The sequence below is a fragment of the Amycolatopsis sp. Hca4 genome (assembly GCF_013364075.1).
Taxonomy (GTDB): Bacteria; Actinomycetota; Actinomycetes; order Mycobacteriales; family Pseudonocardiaceae; genus Amycolatopsis.
The window spans coordinates 4,661,006-4,679,231 of record NZ_CP054925.1 but is presented as its reverse complement, the minus strand read 5'-3'; the positions used below and the strand labels follow the sequence as shown (position 1 = coordinate 4,679,231).

Genomic DNA, 18,226 nt, shown 5'->3' with positions numbered 1-18,226 from the left:
CGGCTGGCGTACCCGGAGGGTCGGCTCGCCCTCCGCACGGGCCAACCTCCCGGGTGCATAAGCCGACCGCCCAGGTACGCAAGCCGACCGCCTAGGTACGCGAGCCGACTGTCCAGGTACGCAAGCCGACCGGCCAGGTACGCAAGCCGACCGGCCAGGTACGCGGGTCGACCCTCTAGGTGCGCAGGCCGACTGTCCGGGTGTGCGGGTCGACCCTCTAGGTGCGCAGGCCGACCGGCCGAGTGCGCGGGTCGACCGGCCGGGTGCGTTGGCCGACCCGTCCGGTCGTGGGGTCAGGGGGCGGCGATGATGCGCCAGCGCTGGTTGGCGCTGCCGCTGTCGGCGTACTGGCCGAGTTCCGCTCCGCTGCCCGTGCGGCCCATGCCGTCGAGGTACTCGCCCGTGGTGCTGTTGCGGATGCGGACGTTGTTCGCGTCCGTCACCACCGACCACTGCTGGTTGCCGCTGCTGCTGGCCGGGTACTGGCCGACCGCCGCGCCGTTCGTGGTGCGGCCCGCGCCGTCGAGGTACAGCCCGGTCGCGCGGTTCTTGATGCGCACCCGGTTCCCCGCGTTCTCGATGATCCACTGCTGGTCGGCGCGCCCGGGTCACCGGTGGCCTGGCCCGTCCCGGCGCCGGTGGACGTCCGGCCCAGGCCGTCGATGTAGAGGCCGGTGGCCGCGTTGACGATCCGGACGTACGTGCCGCCGCCGTCGCCGAGGCCCCAGGCGTACCGGAGGCGGGTCAGCCCGCTGGGGTTCGACAGCGTCAGGCGGATGCCCGCGCCGGTGCCGGTCTTCGTCGTCATGCTGTACCAGTCGCCGTCGCGCAGGCCCGGCCAGTACACGCTGCCGACGCCGAGGCTCCTCAGTTTCGCGCTGACACCGCGGATGTAGTCGGCGAAGAACGACCCGCTCGGGACGCTGTAGTCGAGGGTGTCGTAGTGCACGCCGTTCTTGCTGCCCGGCGACATCGGGCCGCCCCACTCGGTGACGACGGTCCGGTCCGCGTACGCGCCGATGTAGCCGCCGATGTGGTCCGCCCACTCGTTTTCGCTTTCGTAGCCGGCGAAGAACGAGTAGTCGTGGGCCGCCAGGAGCGTCCCGTCGAGCCGCCGGTCGCCGCCGACCGCGGGAACGTTCTGGGCCAGTCCGGCGCCGTCGAGGATCACCCGGCCGCGCGGCACGCCGGGGTACCGGGCCAGCCAGGAGCTGTAGAAGTTGTTCAGGTCGGCGGTGCCGTAACCGTACGGCTCGTTGACGACCTCGAAGTAGGCGTTCGGGTTGCTGCCGTACTTGGCGACGACGGTGTCCCACATCTGCTGGAACCGGCCGGTGTCCGCAGGCTTCCCGCCGGTGTACGCCCAGTACGCCAGGATCACCTTGCCCTTGGCGAGCGCGGTGTCGATCGCGCCGGTGTAGGTGCCCCAGTAACCCGACACCGTCGGCTCGTTGATCGGCATCCGGACCGTGTCGGCCCCGGTGATCGAGTACAGCTGCCCGACCACCTGGTCCGCCACGGTGGCCGCCGACGCGTAGGTGTCCGAAGCGCCGAGCCCGGACACGTACAGCGTGCCGTTGACGAAGTTGTCCCGCGTGTCGGCCCAGTTGACGCCCTTGAACCCGGTCGTGGCCGCCTGGGCCTGCGCCGGGACGGCGGTCAGCAACCCGCCGGCGAGCGCGGCCAGCGCCGAAAACCGGAATGCCGCGGACAGCGTCCTGCGTAACACGGATGGGGTGCGTTTCATCGGTTCGTTCCTCCCGGATCCTCGCGCAGCCGTGGTTGTCCGAGACACTGGTAACACCCGGCCCCGGAAAGCGGCCATACTTTCGAAGCGAAACGCTCACGATCGGTCAGGAAAGAACACGCACCGGGCCGCGGCGAACACTTCGCCGCGGCCCGGTGCGGAATGCGTCAGCCGAAGTTCACGTCACTGCACCACATGTACGTCTGGTCCTGGTGCGAAGCCTGCCAGATCGTGAAGACGACGTGGTGCCCGCGGTAGCCGCCGGAGGTCTGGACGGTGAAGGTGATGTCCTTCGCCGGCGCGAACCGGCCGGTCTGCGTGACCTGGTCGAGGTTGCCCCAGCCCAGGCGCTGCGTGGTGGGATCGTAGCCGTTCTTGCTGACGTAGACCCGGATGAAGTCGGCACCGTGGCTGGCCTGGTCGTACAGGTGCATCGTGAAGCTGCTGCCGACGCTGGTGGTCCGCCACGGGCCGGGGGTGTTCAGGGAGTTGTTGCGCGACAGGGCGTTGCTGCACAGCTGCCCGTCGGGCGTGGCGCCCTGGAAGTTGCCGTGCAGCCCGTCCCGCAGGGCGCTCATCCAGTTCCACATGGTGTCGGCGTTGGCCTGGAAGGCGGCCCAGCACGTGGGGTCCTGCTGCTGCATGGCGGGGTTCGTGTGCTGGCTGCCCCAGTCCTTCCAGCACTGGTAGGCCCGGGTGGCCGGGTCGACGATGGTGCCGTGCGCCGAGGCGGCCGGGACCCCGGCGAACAAGCAGGCCAGCCCGGCGACGACCAGGGCGACGAGGCCGCGGCGTCCGGTCCCGGAAAAGGTGCGCCTACGCATGGATGAGCCTCCGTTCTCGAAAAGAGCGAGCGGTGGTGGTTCATATGGGAGCGCTCCCAGGATGGCAGCAGCTTAGGCGCGATCCGGACAAACGTCAACCAAACGCCGAGTCGGTGTTGGGGTTATTCCCCGCCATTGTCGCGTCTTTTCGAAAATACCGGGATCGGCCCCGAAACTTTCGGGGCCGCCGGTCGCGGAAAGCGTGGCACGCGCATTTCCGCCGTTCGTAGTCCATTTCGGACAGTGAGCCGGCGGGAGCCCCGGGATCGCCGGGGCTCCCGCCGGGGGATCAGCGCTTGGCGGTCAGGTCGAGCAACCGGCCGGTGAGGTCGAGGTGTTCCTCGACGCTGCTCGTCAGGTAGGTGATGTCGACGAACGTGTGGTCCGGCGCCACCAGCTCGACGATCTTGGTGACCGACTCGGCGATCGCCTCCGCTGCCGTGCCGGGGTCGGCGTTCACGCGCAGGGCCACGCCGAGCGCCTGCGGGTCGCGGCCGGCCCGCTCGGTGTCCTCGCGGAGCTTGGCCAGCGTCGAGGTGATCACCTCCGCCGGGAACTGCTCGGGCACCGACCAGACCGGGAGCCACCCGTCGGCGCGCTCGGCGACCCGGCGCAGGGACTTCTCGCCGAAGCCGGCGAGGTAGACCGGCGGCTTGCGCACCGGCTTGAGGGCGACGTTCGACTCCGCGATCCGGTAGCCGACGCCGTCGTGGGTCACCGTGTCCTTCGTCCACCAGGTTTCGAGCAGGTCGAGCAGGTCGTCGAGCCGCTTGCCGCGCTCGGACATCGGCACGCCGACGGCCGCGTACTCGTCGGGGGACCAGCCGATGCCCAGCCCGGGCAGCAGCCGGCCGTTGCTCGCCACGTCGATGCTGGTCAGCAGCCGGGCGAAGTTCGCGGGCTGGTACTGGGTCGCGTTGATCGTGCTGGACCCCAGCACCGCCGTCTCGGTCACGGCCGCCGCGATGGCCAGCGCGGCGAACGGGTCCTGCGCCGTGTTGAACTCCTCCGGCATGCCGTCGTAGCCCGGGTACGACACCACCGGGTCGACCGGCGACAGCAGCCGGTCACCGACCCAGAGGCCGGCCGCACCGGCCCGCTCCGCCTCGCGCGCGTACCGCGCGATCCCGCCCGGCGTGGCCGCCGCCTTGCCGAACACCGGAAGGCTGAAACCAAGTGGCATTGCTTCTCCCCTGAAGAGTGAACGGACCGCGTTCGGTCCTCATGCCACTACTACTCGCATTCAGTTGCGCGTTCAAGCAGTCCGCTGGGCGGACCGCTCGGCGGCGCTGGGGGCGCCGGATCCGGCGGCCGCCGGTGCGGTGCGCGGGCCGCCGGTCAGCTGCGGTCGTGGAGCGTCACGTGGTAGCCGTCGGGGTCGGCGAACGTGAACGTCCGGCCGAACGGACCGTCGATCGGGGCCGAAACGATCGGGTGGCCGTCGGCGGCGAGTGCGTCGTGGATGGCCTGCACGTCGGTCGCGTGCAGCCAGATCGCCGCGCCGAGGCCCGGGCGGGGGGCCGCGTCCAGGTCCGTTCCGGGAACGATGTCGCGGAGGGCGAAGGTGATCGGCTTCGTCTCGAAGACGACCGCGTGCGGCGGTCCGGCCGGCGACCGGACCAGGCCGAGGTAGCGCTCGTAGAACGCCTGCGAGGCGGCGAGATCGCGCGCCTGCAGGGAAATGAAGTCGGGGCCGGTGGCGGGCATGCGCTGCTCCTTCTTTTCGTGTCAGCTTTCTGACACGATCGACTCTATGTCAGAATGCTGACATGAGTCAAGCCGGGGTCGATCTGCCGACGTCACTGGGCTACCTGCTGAAGGAGGCGTCGAGCGCCCTGCGCGTGGCCATGGAGGAGGTGCTGCGGCCGCTCGGGATGAGCGTGACGCACTACTCCTGCCTCGAGCTGCTGGCGCAACGGCCGGGCCTGTCGAACTCCGAGCTCGCCCGCGGCGCGTTCGTCACCCGCCAGACGATGAACGTGCTCCTCCAAGCCCTGGAACGGGACGGCTACGTGACCCGGCCGGCGGAGGCGCCCGTCGGGAAGGTGCTGCCGACGCGGCTCACGCCCCGCGGCCGCCGGAGCCTGGAGAAGGCCACCGTGGCCGTCCGGTCCGTCGAGCTCCGGATGCTGGCCGGCCTGAGCGAAACCGAGCAGGCCACCGCTTTCCGGCTCCTGCGGAGCATGATCCGCTCCCTGCGCGACGACGACGCCTAGCCGGTTTCCGCCATGCACTGCTCCGGCCCGGTGGGGCGCAGCCGCGCCCGGGTCTGGGCCTCGAGCAGTTCGGCGCGCTCCTGGGCGGCTCGGGCTTCGGCGTACGCGCGTCTCGCGGTCGCCGCCAGCCGGTCCGCCCGTTCCTCCAGTTCGCCGGCTTTGGCCGCGGCCCGGGAGATGGCGGCGACACGTTCCTCGAGTTCGTCGCGCATGCCGCTCCTCAGCGCCGGCCGTCGGGACCGGGGACTTCGGTGGCGGTGCCGACCCATTCGACGACTTCGCCGTCGTCGTCGAAGAGCGGGACGGCCCGGGAATGCGTCCAGCCGAGGCTGCCGTCGACGCGCTTGACGCGGTGGACCGAGTCGAACACGCTCCTGGTGCGGACCGCCTCGTCGATCGCGGCGAGCACGCCGGGCTGGTCGTGCGGGGCGACGTAGCTGTCCAGCCAGGAGTGGCTCGGGGCGGTGGTGTCGGCGATGAACCCGCGGCCGTCGAGCTCGCGCAGCTCGCTCCAGTCCGGGTTCATCCGGAACACCGCGTCGAACGCCGCGGCGACGAGGGCGCGGAAGCGCCGGTCGGCGACGGCCCGGACGCGGCGGCGCTCGAGCTGGGCGGCGACGCGGGCGACGAGCTCGCTCGGCGCGAACGGCTTGACCAGGTAGTCGTCGGCACCCGCGGTGAGGCCCTCGACGGTGGCGTCCTCGCCGGCGCGGGCGCTGAGCATGATCAGCGGCACCTCCCGCAGCGTGGGGTCGGCTCGCAGGCGGTGGGCCAGTTCCAGCCCGTCCATCCCCGGCATCATGACGTCGGCGAGGATCAGGTCGGGCGGGTCCCGGCGCGCCGACTCCAGGCTCCGCACCGCGTCGCCGACGGCGTGCACCTGCCAGTTCGGCGACAGCAGCCGGGTGAGGTAGTCCCGCATGTCGCGGTTGTCGTCGACCACCAGCAGCCGCCCGCGGGCCGGGCGGGCGGGCCCCGGGACGTCGTCGGTGTCCCAGTGCTCGGCGGCCTCGGCGAGGGTGGCGGCGGTGGCGCGGTGGACGCGGCCGGGCTCGGCCACCGCGGCGCCCGGGGGCTGCTTGCGCGTGATCCACACGGTGAATTCGCTGCCCTCGCCCACGGTGCTGCGCACCTTGACCCGGCCGTGCAGCAGCCGGGCGAGCTCGTGGACCAGCGCCAGACCGATGCCGGCGCCGTCGTGGGTGCGCGAGCGGGTGGTGGGCGCGCGGTGGAAGCGGGTGAACACCTTGACCAGCTCGTCTTCCGGGATGCCGACGCCGGTGTCGCGCACCGTGAGCTGGACGTGCCGGGGCAGCTCGCGCAGGGTGACGGTGATCGTGCCGGCGAAGGTGAACTTCACGGCGTTCGACAGCAGGTTCGCGACGATCTTCTTCCACATCTCCGGGTCGACCGGGACGGGCGCGCTCAGTGCGGGGCAGTCGACGTGCAGCGCCACCCCCGCCCGGTCGGTCGCGCCGCGGAACGTGCTGGCGATGTCCTCGGTGAGCCGGGCCAGGTCGGTGGGTTCGGACCTGGCCCGCACGCGGCCCGCCTCGAGCTGCGAGAAATCGAGCAGGGTTTCGACCATGCCCAGCAGCCGGCGGGCGTTGCGGGTCGCGACGTCGACGTGTTCCCGCAGCTCGGCGGGCACGCCGGCGGTCGGGGCGGCGAGGTCGTCGAGCGGGGCGAGCAGCAGGGTGAGCGGGGTACGCAGCTCGTGGCTGACCGTGGAGAGGAACTGCGTCTTGGTCCGGTCGAGCTCGACGAGCTGGTCGATCCGGTCGCCCTGGCGACGGCGGTGCACGGCGTCGGTGAGCGCGGCGGTGGCCTGCGCCGCGACCAGGACGAGGAAGTGCCGGTAGGCCTCGTCCAGCGGCAGCCGGGGACTCACGCCGAGGACCAGCACCCCGGCGGGCGCGTGGGCGGACCTCTCGCCGAGCGGGAAGAGCATCGCGCAGCCGGGTTCTTCGCCGTCCGCGCCGACGGTCACCCCGCGGAAGACCCGCGCCAGGTCCGGGACGAGGACGGGCTCGCCGGTCGCCACCAGCTCGGCCAGTGGCCACTTCGGCGGCTGCCAGGACAGCAACGCGGTGTGCGGGGCCAGCGGTCCGCCTGCCGGGGTGCCCACCGCCGCCACGAGCTCCGCCCGCTGCCGCGTCGGGTCGGTGAGGTAGGCGGCGGCGAAGGGGATGTCCGGGGCGTCGTCGCCGAGCGCCCCGACGAACGACTCGAGCGCCGCTCGCCCGGACGCCGACTTCCGCGTGTACCCCGCCAGGGTGCTCAGCAGGTCGAGCCGGCGGCGGCCGAGCACTTCGCGCGTCGTCTCGATGGCCGTGACCAGCACGCCCACCGGTGCCGGGCCGTCGCCGCGCAGCGGGCTGAAGGTCAGGTCGAACCAGGCGTTCTCGGTGTCGCCGTGCCGGGTGATCGGGTGGAGCGCGTCCTCGAGCGAGACGGCTTCCCCGGCCAGCGCCCGCCGGTAGCGGGGCTCGTTGAGGTGCCACGCTTCGGGCCAGCACTCGCGGTGGGGCCTGCCGAGGCCGGCGGGGTGCTTGGCCCCGAGCACCAGCCGGTAGGCGTCGTTGTAGAACTGCAGCAGGTCCGGGCCCCACAGCAAGCACATGCCCACCGGGCTGTCGAGCACCGTCCGCACCAGGGTGACCAGCTGGGCGGGCCACTGCCGGACCAGACCCAGCGGCGTCTGGCTCCAGTCGACCTCCCGCGAGAGCCGGGCGACCTCCCACAGCACCGGCCCGATCTCGGGCAGGTCCAGCACCAGGTTGGCCACGCCGGCTTCGGTGACGGCCAGTGGCATCGACGCGTGTTCGGCGGACTGCTCGCTCTGCGCGATGACGGTTCCGCCCGCCTGCCTGACCGCCTGCGCGCCGGCCAGGCCGTCCTGGCCCATGCCCGACAGCACCACGGCCACCGTGCGCTCGCCGGCGGACCCGGCGAGGGAGGTCAGCAGCGCGTCGAGCACGCCCCCGGAACCGGGCCCGGTGGCCGGAGCCAGCGAAAGCGTCCCGTCCGGCAGCAGTTCCAGCACGGTCCGCGGCGGGCAGACGGCCACCACGCCGTCCCGCAGCGGGGTGCCGTCGACGGCCCACTCGACGGTCAGCGGCAGCCGCTGGCGCAGGACGTCGACCAGCCTCCCGCCGTGCCCGCCCATGTTCTGGGCGACGACCACGGCGAACCCGAAGCCGGGCGGCAGCGTGCTCAGCACCGAGGCGATGGCCCCGAGGCCGCCCGCGGACGCGACCAGCGCGACGACCGCCCGCTCGGGCGGGCCGGGGGATTCGCGCGGGAGGGAGAGCATGGCCCCAGTCTGCTCGCCCGCGGCACTGCGGGCGAGGCGGACCGGGCACCTCACATGACCAGCAGCCCCGACTCCATGGCCCGGACGACCGCGAGCGTCCGGTTCGGGCAGTTGAGCTTGGCCAGGATGATGCCGACCGTGCGCTTGACGCCGTGTTCGGAGATGCTCAGCGAGCGGGCGACCTGCCGGTTGCTCTGCCCTTCGGCGATCAGGCGGAGCACCTGGTGTTCCCGCCCCGTCAGGGCGATCATCGACGCGCGCTTCGAGGTGGCGTCGGCGCCGGCCTGGTCGGGGGCCGCCACCGAGCGCCGGGCCAGCGTGGCCGAGACGTGGAACCGGCCGGCCGCGACGTCGACGATCGCGTCGCCCAGGGTCTCGGGACGCAGGTCCGCCCAGTCCAGGAAGCCGTTCGCGTGGTCGGCCCATGACTGGTCGATGACATCGGCCGGGTCCACCAGGATGAGGACGTCGATGTGGTGGCGCCGCAGCTTTTCGGCGATGCCGGTGGGCATCGGCGTGCGCGCGCTGCCGGAGGAAATGATCAACTGGCCGTTGCCGAACGTGGAGATGTCCTCGACGTCCGTGCTGAACCGCGCGGTCAGCCGGATGTCGAGGGAGCGGAACATCCCTTCGACGCTGTACCGGCGAATGCCGTCTTCGACGACCAGCATGATCTGCAGATTGGTGTCCTTGGTGCCCGGTGGCAGCGGGGAACGCCCCAGCCACGGGGAACTCCGCCGGTCGCGCATGTCGGGGATGATCGCGCCGTCGAATCCCGGTGACGCCCCGGATGTCACTGTCATTTGTTCTGTCATTTTCCAGCCCCCATGTGGCCCAGTCGGCGTGTGGACGCCTCTTTGTGCAGGCCTATTCTCACGTAAATACCGTGTATGCTGAATAACGGGGTCTACCCGTGCGATCGAGCATGGCACGAGGTGCCGGGAACTGTCCACCCCGTGCTGGCGGGCATGGTGATTAAGTGTCCATTGGTGCCGAGTAAAGCGCGAGTCAAATGCGCTGTTCCAGCGGGTGTGACGGCGGGCGGGCCCGCGGCGCCGGGTTCGGGATCGCAGGTCACGGCGCGCGGGAAAGCACGGAATCGGTCCGATTGCAAGCCACCAACATTGATAGGATCTCTCACCGGCGGTCCTGCGGAGGCACAAATTCGGTTCCTGTGCAAATCCGCAGGAGGGCACAGAATCAGTTCGGAAGCAACAAGTCCGGCCGATGTCACAAAGTTGACAATCGCGGGCGGACTTGCTTATCGTCGGTCCGGTTCCCGCCGACCGCCATCCGAAGGTGTCCATGAACGCGCCGCCGACGCTGCCGAAATCAAGGCAGCGGCTGATTCTTGCCGTCCTGATGTTGTGCTCGGTGCTGATCTGGCTGGACAACACCGTCCTCAGCACCACGCTGGAGACGCTGGCGGACCCGGTCCGGGGAATCGGCGCCGATCCCGGCGAGCTGCAGTGGGCGACCGGTTCGTACACGCTGGCCTTCGCCACCCTGATGTTCACCGCGGGCGCACTGGGCGACCGGTTCGGGCACCGGACGGTGTTCTTCGGCGGCGTGGTCGTGTTCGCCGCGTCCTCGTTGTGGGCGGCGTACGCGAGCGATGCGGGCCAGCTGATCGCGGCCAGGGCCGCGATGGGCGTGGGCAGCGCGCTGATCACGCCGGCGATGCTGGCCATTCTCATGTGGACCTTCACCGGCCCCGCGCGGGCCGCCGCCATCGGCATCTTCTCGACGTCGGCCGGGGTCGGCATGGCGGCGGGCCCGGTGCTGGCGGGCTTCCTGCTCGCCCACTTCCACTGGGGCTCGGTCTTCCTGGTCAACGTCCCGGTCTCGGCCGTGGCGCTCGCCGGGATCGCCGTGCTGGTACCGAACTTCCGCAGCCCCACCCGGCGGCCGCTGGACCCCGCCGGGATGCTGCTGTCGATCGCCGGGCTGGTGGCGCTGGTCTACGGGCTGATCCGGGCCGGGCAGGTGGCGACGTGGAGCCGGACCGACGTCTGGGCGCCGATCCTGGCCGGCCTGGTGCTGCTGGCCGCCTTCGTCCTCGTCGAACTGCGGGTCAAGGCGCCCGGCTTCGACCCGCGGCTGCTCGCGCACCGCACCTTCGGCGGCGGCAACCTGGCGCTCGGGCTGCTGCTGTTCGGGGTCGCCGCCATCACCTTCTACAACGCTTTCTACCTGCAGGGCGCGCTCGGCTTCTCGCCGATGGCGGCGGGGCTGGCCAACATCCCGACCGCGGCCGGTGCCCTCGTGGGTGCGCCGCTCGCCGCGCGGCTGGTCCGCCGCCGGTCGGTGCGCCCGGTCGCCGTGCCGGCGTTGACCGTGGCCGCGCTGACCATCGGGGCGTACGCGTTCCTGGACCTGCAGACCCCCCTCGCCTGGATCGAGGTGCTGCTGTTCGTCCAGGGGCTCGCGATCGGCATGGTGATCGGCCCGGTCACCGCCGCGCTGATCGGCCACCTGCCGCTGGCGCAGGCCGGCGCCGGCTCGGCCGTCACCAACACCGTGCGGCAGGCCGGCAGCGTGATCGGGATCGCCGTGGGCGGCACGATCCTGTCGATCGGGTACCGGCGGGCGATCGAACCCGCGCTGGTCGGCGTGCCCGGCCCGGTGCAGGAGCAGGCGCGGGTGTCCGCCGAGCAGGCGCGCCACGCCGCGCCCGGTCTGGCCGGGGCCGCCGACGACGCGTTCGTCCACGCCATGCACACCGGCGCGGGCTGGATCGCGGCCATCGCGCTCCTCGGCGCGGTCGTCCTGCTGGTCACCCTGCCCGCCGGGAAGAAGCGTGGTCCGGTCGCGGAGCACGAAGAGACCCGCGGCGCCGAGGCCGTGGCCGCCCCGGCGCCCCGGCCGTGAAGACGGGGGTGCCCGTGCGGACCGCCACCGAAGTGCGCGAAACCGAGCCGAGCCCGGCCGGTGTCCAGGTGGCGGGCCAGGCCACCTATCTGCTGGACCGGCACATGTTCGCCCTGTGGAACTGGGCGTCGCGGGCGCCCGGGGCACCGCCGCCCGTCGGTGACGTCGAGCGGCTCGCCCTGGTCGTCCCGGCACCCGACCACGCCAAGTTCGAGGTGGCCGAGGTCGACTGCGCGCTGATCGAGCCGGACAAGCTCGCCGGCGCGCCCCTCGACTCGCCCGGCGCGTCGGTCGAGGCCTGGCGCACGCGGATCGCGGGCGGCGACGCCGCCCTGCCGATCGCCGCGCACGCCGTGCCCGACGCCACCGGCACCGCCGTGACGTCGGCGGAGCACGCGGCGGCCGTGTTCCGGCACACCACCGAGGTCGCGGCCGAACTGCGCACCGCGTTGACCGCCGAGCTGCGGCCCTACCAGGTCCGCGGGGTGAGCTGGCTGCGCGAGGCCGTCGACGCCCACGGTGGCGCGGTGCTCGCCGACGAGATGGGGCTCGGCAAGACGCTGCAGGCCATCGGCTACCTCGTCGGGCGCGCCGACGCGGGCCCGCAGCTGGTCGTCTGTCCCACCTCACTGGTCGGCAACTGGGCGCACGAAATCGCGCGCTTCGCCCCGGACCTGAAGGCGGTGGCGTGGCGGGGAGAGCCGCTGGAAGCCATCGCCGAGCGGACCGTGGTGCTCACCGGGTACCCGACGCTGCGGCTGCACGGCCCGGCCCTGCTGGAACACCAGTGGGCCACCGCGGTCTTCGACGAGGCCCAGGTGCTGAAGAACCCGCGCACCCAGGTGTCGAAGGCCGCGCGGACCATCGCGGCCGACGCGCGGATCGCGCTGACCGGAACCCCCGTCGAGAACCGGCTCGAAGAACTCTGGGCGCTGCTCAACCTGGTCGCACCGCAGCTGTTCGGGCACAAGACGCAGTTCCGCCGCCGGTTCATCCGGCCGATCGCGGACGGCTCGGTCGCCGCCGCGGCCCGGCTGCGCGGGGTGATCGAGCCGGTCGTGCTGATGCGGAAGAAGTCCCAGGTCGCCGGCTCGCTGCCGCCCAAGATCCACGCCGACCTGATCTGCGACCTCACCGAAGAGCAGCAGCGGCGGTACGACCGCGTGCTGGAGCAGGCGATCGACGACGGCTTCGGCAGCGGCGCCCAGCGCCAGGCCCGGGTGCTGGCGGCACTGACCGCGCTCAAGCAGGTCTGCAACCACCCGACCCTGGTCGCCGGCGGCCCTGCCGACGCCGACGACCCCGACGCCGGGGAACTGGCCGGGCGGTCGGGCAAGCTCGACCTGTGCACGGACATCGTGGCCAACAACCTCGAAACCGGTTCGCCGACGCTGATCTTCACCCAGTACCGGAAGACCGGTGAGCTGCTCGTGCGGCACTTCGGCGAGCAGTTCGGGGTGTCCGTCCCGTTCTTCCACGGCGGCCTGAACTCCGACCAGCGGGCCGAAATCGTCCGCGGCTTCCAGGCCGACGACGGGCCGAAGGTGCTGGTGCTCAGCCTGAAGGCCGGCGGCACCGGGCTCACGCTCACCCGCGCGGCCGACGTCATCCACTTCGACCGGTGGTGGAACCCGGCCGTGGAGGCGCAGGCCTCCGACCGGGTGCACCGGATCGGGCAGACCCGCACGGTGACCGTCACCACGCTGACCACCAACACCACCGTCGAGGAGCACATCGCGGCCATGCACTCGCGCAAGTCGGCGCTCTCCGACATCGCCGACATGTCCGGCGTCGCCGAACTGGCCAAGCTGGACGACGACCGCCTGATCGCGACCCTGCGCCGGAAGCGGAGCAGCTGACGTGCCCGACGACGACTTCGGCTACACGGCGTGGGGGCGGGACTGGGTCCGGCTGGCCCAGCCGCTGCGCCAGACCCTGCCCAACCCGGCGCTGCCCCGCGCCCGCAAGCTGGCGCGCCTCGGCGGCGTGCAGCTCACGATCGACGGCCGCACCGTGCGCGGGACCGTCCAGCGCGGCCGCACCACCTCGGTGACCAGCATCGAGGTGGCCCCGATGGCCCGCGAGACGATCACCGGGATCACCGGCCAGCTGTGCGGGGCGCGGCCCATCCTCACCGACGAGGTGCACCGCGTGGTCACCGAGGCAGGCCACCCGCCCGCGCCGGTCCTCGCCGGCGTCGACTGCTCCTGCTCGGACGACACCGGGCGGTGCATCCACGTGCTCGCCGTCTTCTACGAGATGGCCCGGCGCGTCGACGACGACCCGCGGATCGCCCTCGAGGTCCAGGAGTTCTTCCACGCCTCCTCGGAGAACACCCGGGTGCCCGCGGCGGCGGCCCCGCAGCGGTGGATCGCGCTCACCGCGCTCGATCCGGCCGGGTACTTCACCGTCTCCGGGTAACCGGCCGCACCACTCGCACCGACGCACCCGCACGCATTCCCCTTCCTCGTTCCGGGACGCCCGGGCCCTCGGGGTAGCCGATCGGCTACCCCGAGAGGGCGCCCCGATCGGCTACCCGGGCCGGGATGCCTTCCGGCACTCCGTTGTAGCCCGTCGAACGAGCTCCCGCGCTCCTCGATCGCACGGCGAAGATGAAAACCGCTTGTTTGACGACATCGCGGTAGCCGGCGAAATCGAAGGAAGTTCCCATGAGCCTGTCCGGGCATTGGTGGAGTGCCAGCAAAAGCTACGTCTCGGAGATCCTCTCGCTGTTCGCGGCCGAGCCCGGGCGCGAGGTTTTCCATTGGCGCGGCACGGCTTTCACCGGTGCCGACCTGATCCGGTCGGTGACGGACACCTACCTCGCGCTGCGCGAGCGCGGGGTGGGCCGCGGCGACGTCGTGGCGATCCTGGTCGCCGCCAACAGCCCCGAGACGCTCACCGCGCGGTACGCCACCCAGCTGCTCGGCGGGGCCGTGTGCTACCTGCGCACCACCAACCCCGGCACCAAGGTCACCGTCCTGCCGCTGGACCAGCAGATCCAGATCCTGCAGGACACCGGCGCCGTGACCGTGTTCACCGACGCCGAATGCGCGGAACGGGCCACGGAAATCGCGGCCGCCCACGGCATTCCGGTGACGCGCGGCGAGGCCGGCCACAGCGAAGGCGCCGACGTCCCGGACGCCGCGGCGTGGGACTCCGAGGCGCTGGCCTTCATCAACTTCACCAGCGGCAGCACGGGGCGGCCCAAGGGCATCCGGGTTTCGGGCCGGGCGTGGGACGCCACCCTCCGGGCGTGGCAGGGCCTCGGCGGGGAAGCCGGCTGCACGTCGCTGCTGGTGTCGACCCCGCTGAGCCACGGCGTCGCCCCGATGGCCGACGCGGTCCTCGACTCGGGCTCGGCGCTCTACGCGCAGGAAAGCTTCGACGCCGCGAAGTTCGTGCAGACCGTCGCCGCGGAACCGGAGATCACCTGGACGTTCATGGCGACGACGCACGTCTTCCAGCTCAGTGACCACCTGCTGGAGCAGGGCATCGGCGACCGGGCCGCGGTGGCGGCCGCGGGCCTGTCCTCGCTGAAGCGGATCGTCTACGGCGGCAGCCCCGCGGCGCCCGCCCGGATCGCGCAGGCCTTCGAGCTCTTCGGCCCGGTGCTGGCGCAGGGCTACGCCACGAGCGAGTCCGGCCGGATCACCACGCTGACCCCGCTGCAGCACGGCGACCCGGACCTCGCGGGCACCGTCGGGCGGCCCTTCCCCGAGGTGCAGGTCGTCGTCTGCAACTCGGAATCGGGTGCCCCGCTGGCCGCGGGCGAGATCGGCGAGGTGCGCGTGCGCACGCCGCAGACGATGGACGGCTACCTCGGCGACCCGGAGCTCACCGCGCGCGTGCTGCGGGACGGCTGGTACTTCACCGGGGACATCGGCTGCCTCGACGAGCGCGGGTACCTGACCCTGCTGGGCCGGGTGGCCGACGTGATCAAGGTCGACGGCGTCAAGGTGCACCCCATCGTGGTCGAGTCGGAGATCCTGGCCCACCCCGGTGTCCGCCACGCCGCCGTCTACGGCGTGCGCGACGAGGACGGCAGCGAGCACATCCACGCCGCCATCGAATGCGATCCCACGCTGGCGGTCGACGTGGACGACATCCGCGCGAGCATCGCCGAAGCGTTCTCCCCGATCCACGTACCGGAAACGATCAACGTCCTGGAAGTGCTGCCGATGAACCGGAACGGCAAGCCGGACAAGGTGATCCTGCGGTCGGCGGCCGCCCGGCACTGACCTTTCCGGTTCGTCCCACCAAAACCAGCTGCTACGTCGAGAAGGCGAGTGAATGAACGTCCACCTGGATTCCTACCTGAGCGGGCAGACCGCGCACGACCTTGCGGAAAGCAAGCGCGAGTTCCTGGAGATCGGCCGCCGTTCCGGCAACTACCCCATGGCCAGCGCGCGGCGCGACGGGGTGGATTCGGAAGTGAGTGTCTGGTGCAGCAACGACTACCTGGGCATGGGCCAGAACCGCCAGGTGATCGACGCGGTGCAGGCCACCATCGACGTCCACGGCGTCGGCTCCGGCGGTTCCCGCAACATCGGCGGGAACAACCACTACCACGTCCTGCTGGAAAACGAGCTCGCGGACCTGCACGGCAAGGAGTCCGCGCTCCTGTTCGCCTCGGGGTACACCGCGAACGAAGGTGCCCTCACCGTGCTGGCGAGCATGCCGAAGGACACCATCGTCTTCTCCGACGCGAAGAACCACGCCTCGATCATCGACGGCCTCCGGCACAGCGGCGCGCAGAAGCAGGTCTTCCGGCACAACGACGTCGCCCACCTGGAAGAGCTGATCGCGGCCGCGCCCGCGGAGCGCCCGAAGCTCATCGTCGTGGAGACGGTCTACTCCATGTCCGGCAACGTCGCGCCGCTGGCCGAGATCGCCGACATCGCGGAGCGGTACGGCGCCACCACCTTCATCGACGAGGTGCACGCGGTCGGCATGTACGGCCCGCAGGGCGCCGGGATCGCCGCGCGGGAGGGCATCGCCGACCGGTTCACCGTCGTGATGGGCACCCTGGCCAAGGGCTTCGGCCTGGTCGGCGGCTACATCACCGGACCGGCGGCCCTCGTCGACGCGGTGCGGACCTACGCACGCTCGTTCGTCTTCACCACCTCGCTGCCGCCGGCGATCGCGGCGGGCGGGCTGGCGTCGGTCCGGTACCTGCGGTCCTCCGACGTCGAGCGGAAGCTGCTGTCGGAGAACGCGAAGCTGCTGCACCGCCTGCTGGTCGAGGCCGACATCCCGTTCCTTTCCACGGACTCCCACATCGTTTCGGCCTTCATCGGCGACGACGAGCTGTGCAAGCGGGCGTCCCGGCTGCTGTTCGAGCGGCACGGGATCTACGTCCAGTCCATCAACGCCCCCAGCGTGCCCGCGGGCCGGGAGATCCTGCGGATCGCCCCGTCCGCCGTGCACGAGCAGAAGGAGGTCGAAAGCTTCGCCGACGCCCTGCACGGCATCTGGACGGAGCTCGGCATCCCGACCGCGAGCGCGCGGGACTGGCTGACCTCGGAGTTCCGCGGCGACGGCGCCCGCACCGCCGCGAAAGCCGGACTGCTGCCGCGATGACCAGGTCAGTCGCCGGCGTGCTGGCCGAGACGGCGGCACAGCGGCCCGGCCACCCCGCCGTGGTGCACGAGTCCGGGACCGTCAGCTACGAGTGGCTGTGGGACCGGGCCCGGCGGTACGCCGCCGTGCTGCGGGCGAACGGGGTGCGGCCGGGGGACCGGGTCGTCCTGCTCCTGGTCGACACCCCGCAGTTCCCCGCGGTCTACTTCGGTGTGCTGGCAGCCGGTGCGGTCGCGATCCCGCTGAACGTCCTGTCGACCGCGGCGGAGGTCGAGCACGTGCTGACCGACGCCGACGCGCCGGTCCTGGTCTGCTCCGCCTCCTTACTCGCCCGGGCGAGCGAGGCGGCGGGGCCGCGCGGCACGGCGTTGTTCACCGTCGGCCCCGGGCCCGCGGGCACCGTCGACCTGGTGGCCGCCGCGGGGGACACCGCGCCACTCGAGGACCTCGCCGAGCCGGCGCCCGACGACGTCGCGGTCGTGTTCTACACGTCCGGCACGACCGGGGCGCCCAAGGGCGTCATGCTCACCCACCGGAACATCCTCTACAACGTCGAGAGGATGGTCGCCACGCCGTACGTGTTCCGTGGCGACGACGTGCTGCTGGCCTGCCTGCCGCTGGCGCACAGCTTCGGGCAGATCTGCGTCATGCTCACCGGTTTCCGCGCCGGGATCACCCTCGTCCTGATGTCGAAGTTCTCCGGCCGGGAGGCCCTCGACCTGATGGCGGAACACCGGTGCACGGTGTTCATGGGTGTGCCGACGATGTACTTCGGGCTGCTCGACGCCGTGGCGCAGGGCGGGCCGGTGCCCCGGCTCGACCGCGTGTACAGCGGGGGTTCGCCGCTCCCGGCCCAGACCCTCGAAGAGGTCCGGACCGTGTTCGGGTGCCCGGTGTACGAGGGCTACGGGGCGACCGAGCTGTCCTGCAGCGTGGCCTACCACTACCCGGGCGTGGCGTTCCGGCCCGGCACGGTCGGGGTGCCGATCAACGGGGTCGTCGTCGGGATCGCGCAGCCGAACGCCGAAGCGGTCGAGCTCCTGCCCGTCGGCGAGGTGGGCGAGATCGTGGTGCGCGGGCCGAGCGTGATGGCCGGCTACCTCGGCCGCCCGGACCTCACCGCCGAGGTGCTGCGCGACGGCTGGTTCCGCACCGGCGACCTCGGACGGCTGGACGACGACGGCTACCTCGCGGTCGTCGGCCGGAAGAAGGACCTGATCCTGCGGGGCGGCTACAACGTCTACCCGCGCGAGATCGAGGAGCTGCTCGCCGGGCACCCGGCCGTGGCGCAGGTGGCGGTGATCGGCGTCCCGCACCCGGTGCTCGGGGAGGAGGTCTGGGCGGTCGTGGTGCCGTCCCGGCCGCAGGACGTCACCGGCAGCTCGGCCGGGGAGCTCGTCGAATGGACCAAGCAGCGGCTCGCCGCCTACAAGTACCCCCGTCGGATCGAGTTCACCGACGCACTCCCGACGGGGTCCAGCGGAAAGGTGCTCAAGCGGGTGCTCGTCGCGGAATACGCGGCGACGACCGTCGCGTAGCGGGAACCCGGCGGTGCCCCCGCGACCTCCGCCGAGCAATCGGAACAGCACAACGGCGTAGCGCCCGCAGCACCGCTGCGGGTGCTACGCCTGCGCTCAGGCTTCGTACGTGACAACAGGGGTAGGGCAGC

15 protein-coding genes are annotated in these 18,226 nt (G+C 71.8%); 7 read left to right on the top strand and 8 right to left on the bottom strand.

The window, feature by feature from the left end:
- Nucleotides 1–293: 293 nt before the first annotated feature.
- The 5 genes from HUT10_RS51120 to HUT10_RS20280 form a co-directional block, all read right to left on the bottom strand.
- Nucleotides 294–554 (bottom strand): RICIN domain-containing protein, encoded by a 261-nt coding sequence (locus HUT10_RS51120; protein ID WP_254897478.1) that lies wholly within the window; start codon nt 552–554, stop codon nt 294–296.
- Nucleotides 440–1,747 carry a glycoside hydrolase family 5 protein gene (locus tag HUT10_RS20295; protein ID WP_254896953.1) on the bottom strand — a complete coding sequence of 436 codons (1,308 nt, stop codon included), beginning with the start codon at nt 1,745–1,747 and terminating at the stop codon, nt 440–442. The genes HUT10_RS51120 and HUT10_RS20295 overlap by 115 nt, the downstream gene beginning before the upstream one ends.
- A gap of 167 nt (nt 1,748–1,914) precedes the next feature.
- The gene (locus HUT10_RS20290; protein ID WP_176172667.1) at nt 1,915–2,571 is read right to left on the bottom strand and encodes a lytic polysaccharide monooxygenase; all 657 of its coding nucleotides are present in this window, start codon (nt 2,569–2,571) and stop codon (nt 1,915–1,917) included.
- A gap of 289 nt (nt 2,572–2,860) precedes the next feature.
- Complete coding sequence (locus HUT10_RS20285) at nt 2,861–3,754, bottom strand: TIGR03619 family F420-dependent LLM class oxidoreductase (protein WP_176172666.1); 894 nt, start codon at nt 3,752–3,754, stop codon at nt 2,861–2,863.
- A 155-nt stretch (nt 3,755–3,909) separates the two neighbouring features.
- Nucleotides 3,910–4,278 carry a VOC family protein gene (locus HUT10_RS20280; RefSeq protein ID WP_176172665.1) on the bottom strand — a complete coding sequence of 123 codons (369 nt, stop codon included), beginning with the start codon at nt 4,276–4,278 and terminating at the stop codon, nt 3,910–3,912.
- Nucleotides 4,279–4,340: 62 nt separating this feature from the next.
- On the opposite strand from HUT10_RS20280, the gene HUT10_RS20275 reads away from it, so the two are divergent.
- Complete coding sequence (locus HUT10_RS20275) at nt 4,341–4,787, top strand: MarR family winged helix-turn-helix transcriptional regulator (protein ID WP_176172664.1); 447 nt, start codon at nt 4,341–4,343, stop codon at nt 4,785–4,787.
- On the opposite strand, the gene HUT10_RS20270 is transcribed toward HUT10_RS20275, so the two are convergent.
- The 3 genes from HUT10_RS20270 to HUT10_RS20260 are packed head-to-tail and all read right to left on the bottom strand — an operon-like array spanning nt 4,784 to nt 8,906.
- Nucleotides 4,784–4,999: a hypothetical protein gene (locus HUT10_RS20270; RefSeq protein ID WP_176172663.1), complete on the bottom strand. Its 216-nt coding sequence runs from the start codon at nt 4,997–4,999 to the stop codon at nt 4,784–4,786. The genes HUT10_RS20275 and HUT10_RS20270 overlap by 4 nt on opposite strands.
- An 8-nt stretch (nt 5,000–5,007) precedes the next feature.
- Nucleotides 5,008–8,103: a chemotaxis protein CheB gene (locus HUT10_RS20265; protein ID WP_176172662.1), complete on the bottom strand. Its 3,096-nt coding sequence runs from the start codon at nt 8,101–8,103 to the stop codon at nt 5,008–5,010.
- A 50-nt stretch (nt 8,104–8,153) separates the two neighbouring features.
- Complete coding sequence (locus tag HUT10_RS20260; protein WP_176172661.1) at nt 8,154–8,906, bottom strand: response regulator transcription factor; 753 nt, start codon at nt 8,904–8,906, stop codon at nt 8,154–8,156.
- A gap of 502 nt (nt 8,907–9,408) precedes the next feature.
- Between HUT10_RS20260 and HUT10_RS20255 the strand changes: the two genes are divergently transcribed.
- The 6 genes from HUT10_RS20255 (at nt 9,409) to HUT10_RS20230 (ending at nt 18,095) form a co-directional block, all read left to right on the top strand.
- Nucleotides 9,409–10,974: an MFS transporter gene (locus tag HUT10_RS20255; protein WP_217709627.1), complete on the top strand. Its 1,566-nt coding sequence runs from the start codon at nt 9,409–9,411 to the stop codon at nt 10,972–10,974.
- A gap of 8 nt (nt 10,975–10,982) precedes the next feature.
- Complete coding sequence (locus tag HUT10_RS20250; RefSeq protein WP_254896952.1) at nt 10,983–12,833, top strand: DEAD/DEAH box helicase; 1,851 nt, start codon at nt 10,983–10,985, stop codon at nt 12,831–12,833.
- Nucleotide 12,834: 1 nt separating this feature from the next.
- Nucleotides 12,835–13,395 carry a hypothetical protein gene (locus tag HUT10_RS20245; protein ID WP_176172660.1) on the top strand — a complete coding sequence of 187 codons (561 nt, stop codon included), beginning with the start codon at nt 12,835–12,837 and terminating at the stop codon, nt 13,393–13,395.
- 248 nt (nt 13,396–13,643) lie between these two features.
- A complete protein-coding gene (locus HUT10_RS20240; protein ID WP_176172659.1) occupies nt 13,644–15,215 on the top strand; it encodes a class I adenylate-forming enzyme family protein in 1,572 nt (523 codons plus the stop codon).
- Nucleotides 15,216–15,267: 52 nt separating this feature from the next.
- A complete protein-coding gene (hemA, locus tag HUT10_RS20235; RefSeq protein ID WP_176172658.1) occupies nt 15,268–16,557 on the top strand; it encodes a 5-aminolevulinate synthase in 1,290 nt (429 codons plus the stop codon).
- The gene (locus HUT10_RS20230) at nt 16,554–18,095 is read left to right on the top strand and encodes a long-chain fatty acid--CoA ligase (RefSeq protein WP_176172657.1); all 1,542 of its coding nucleotides are present in this window, start codon (nt 16,554–16,556) and stop codon (nt 18,093–18,095) included. The genes hemA and HUT10_RS20230 overlap by 4 nt, the downstream gene beginning before the upstream one ends.
- The last annotated feature ends 131 nt before the right edge of the window (nt 18,096–18,226 follow it).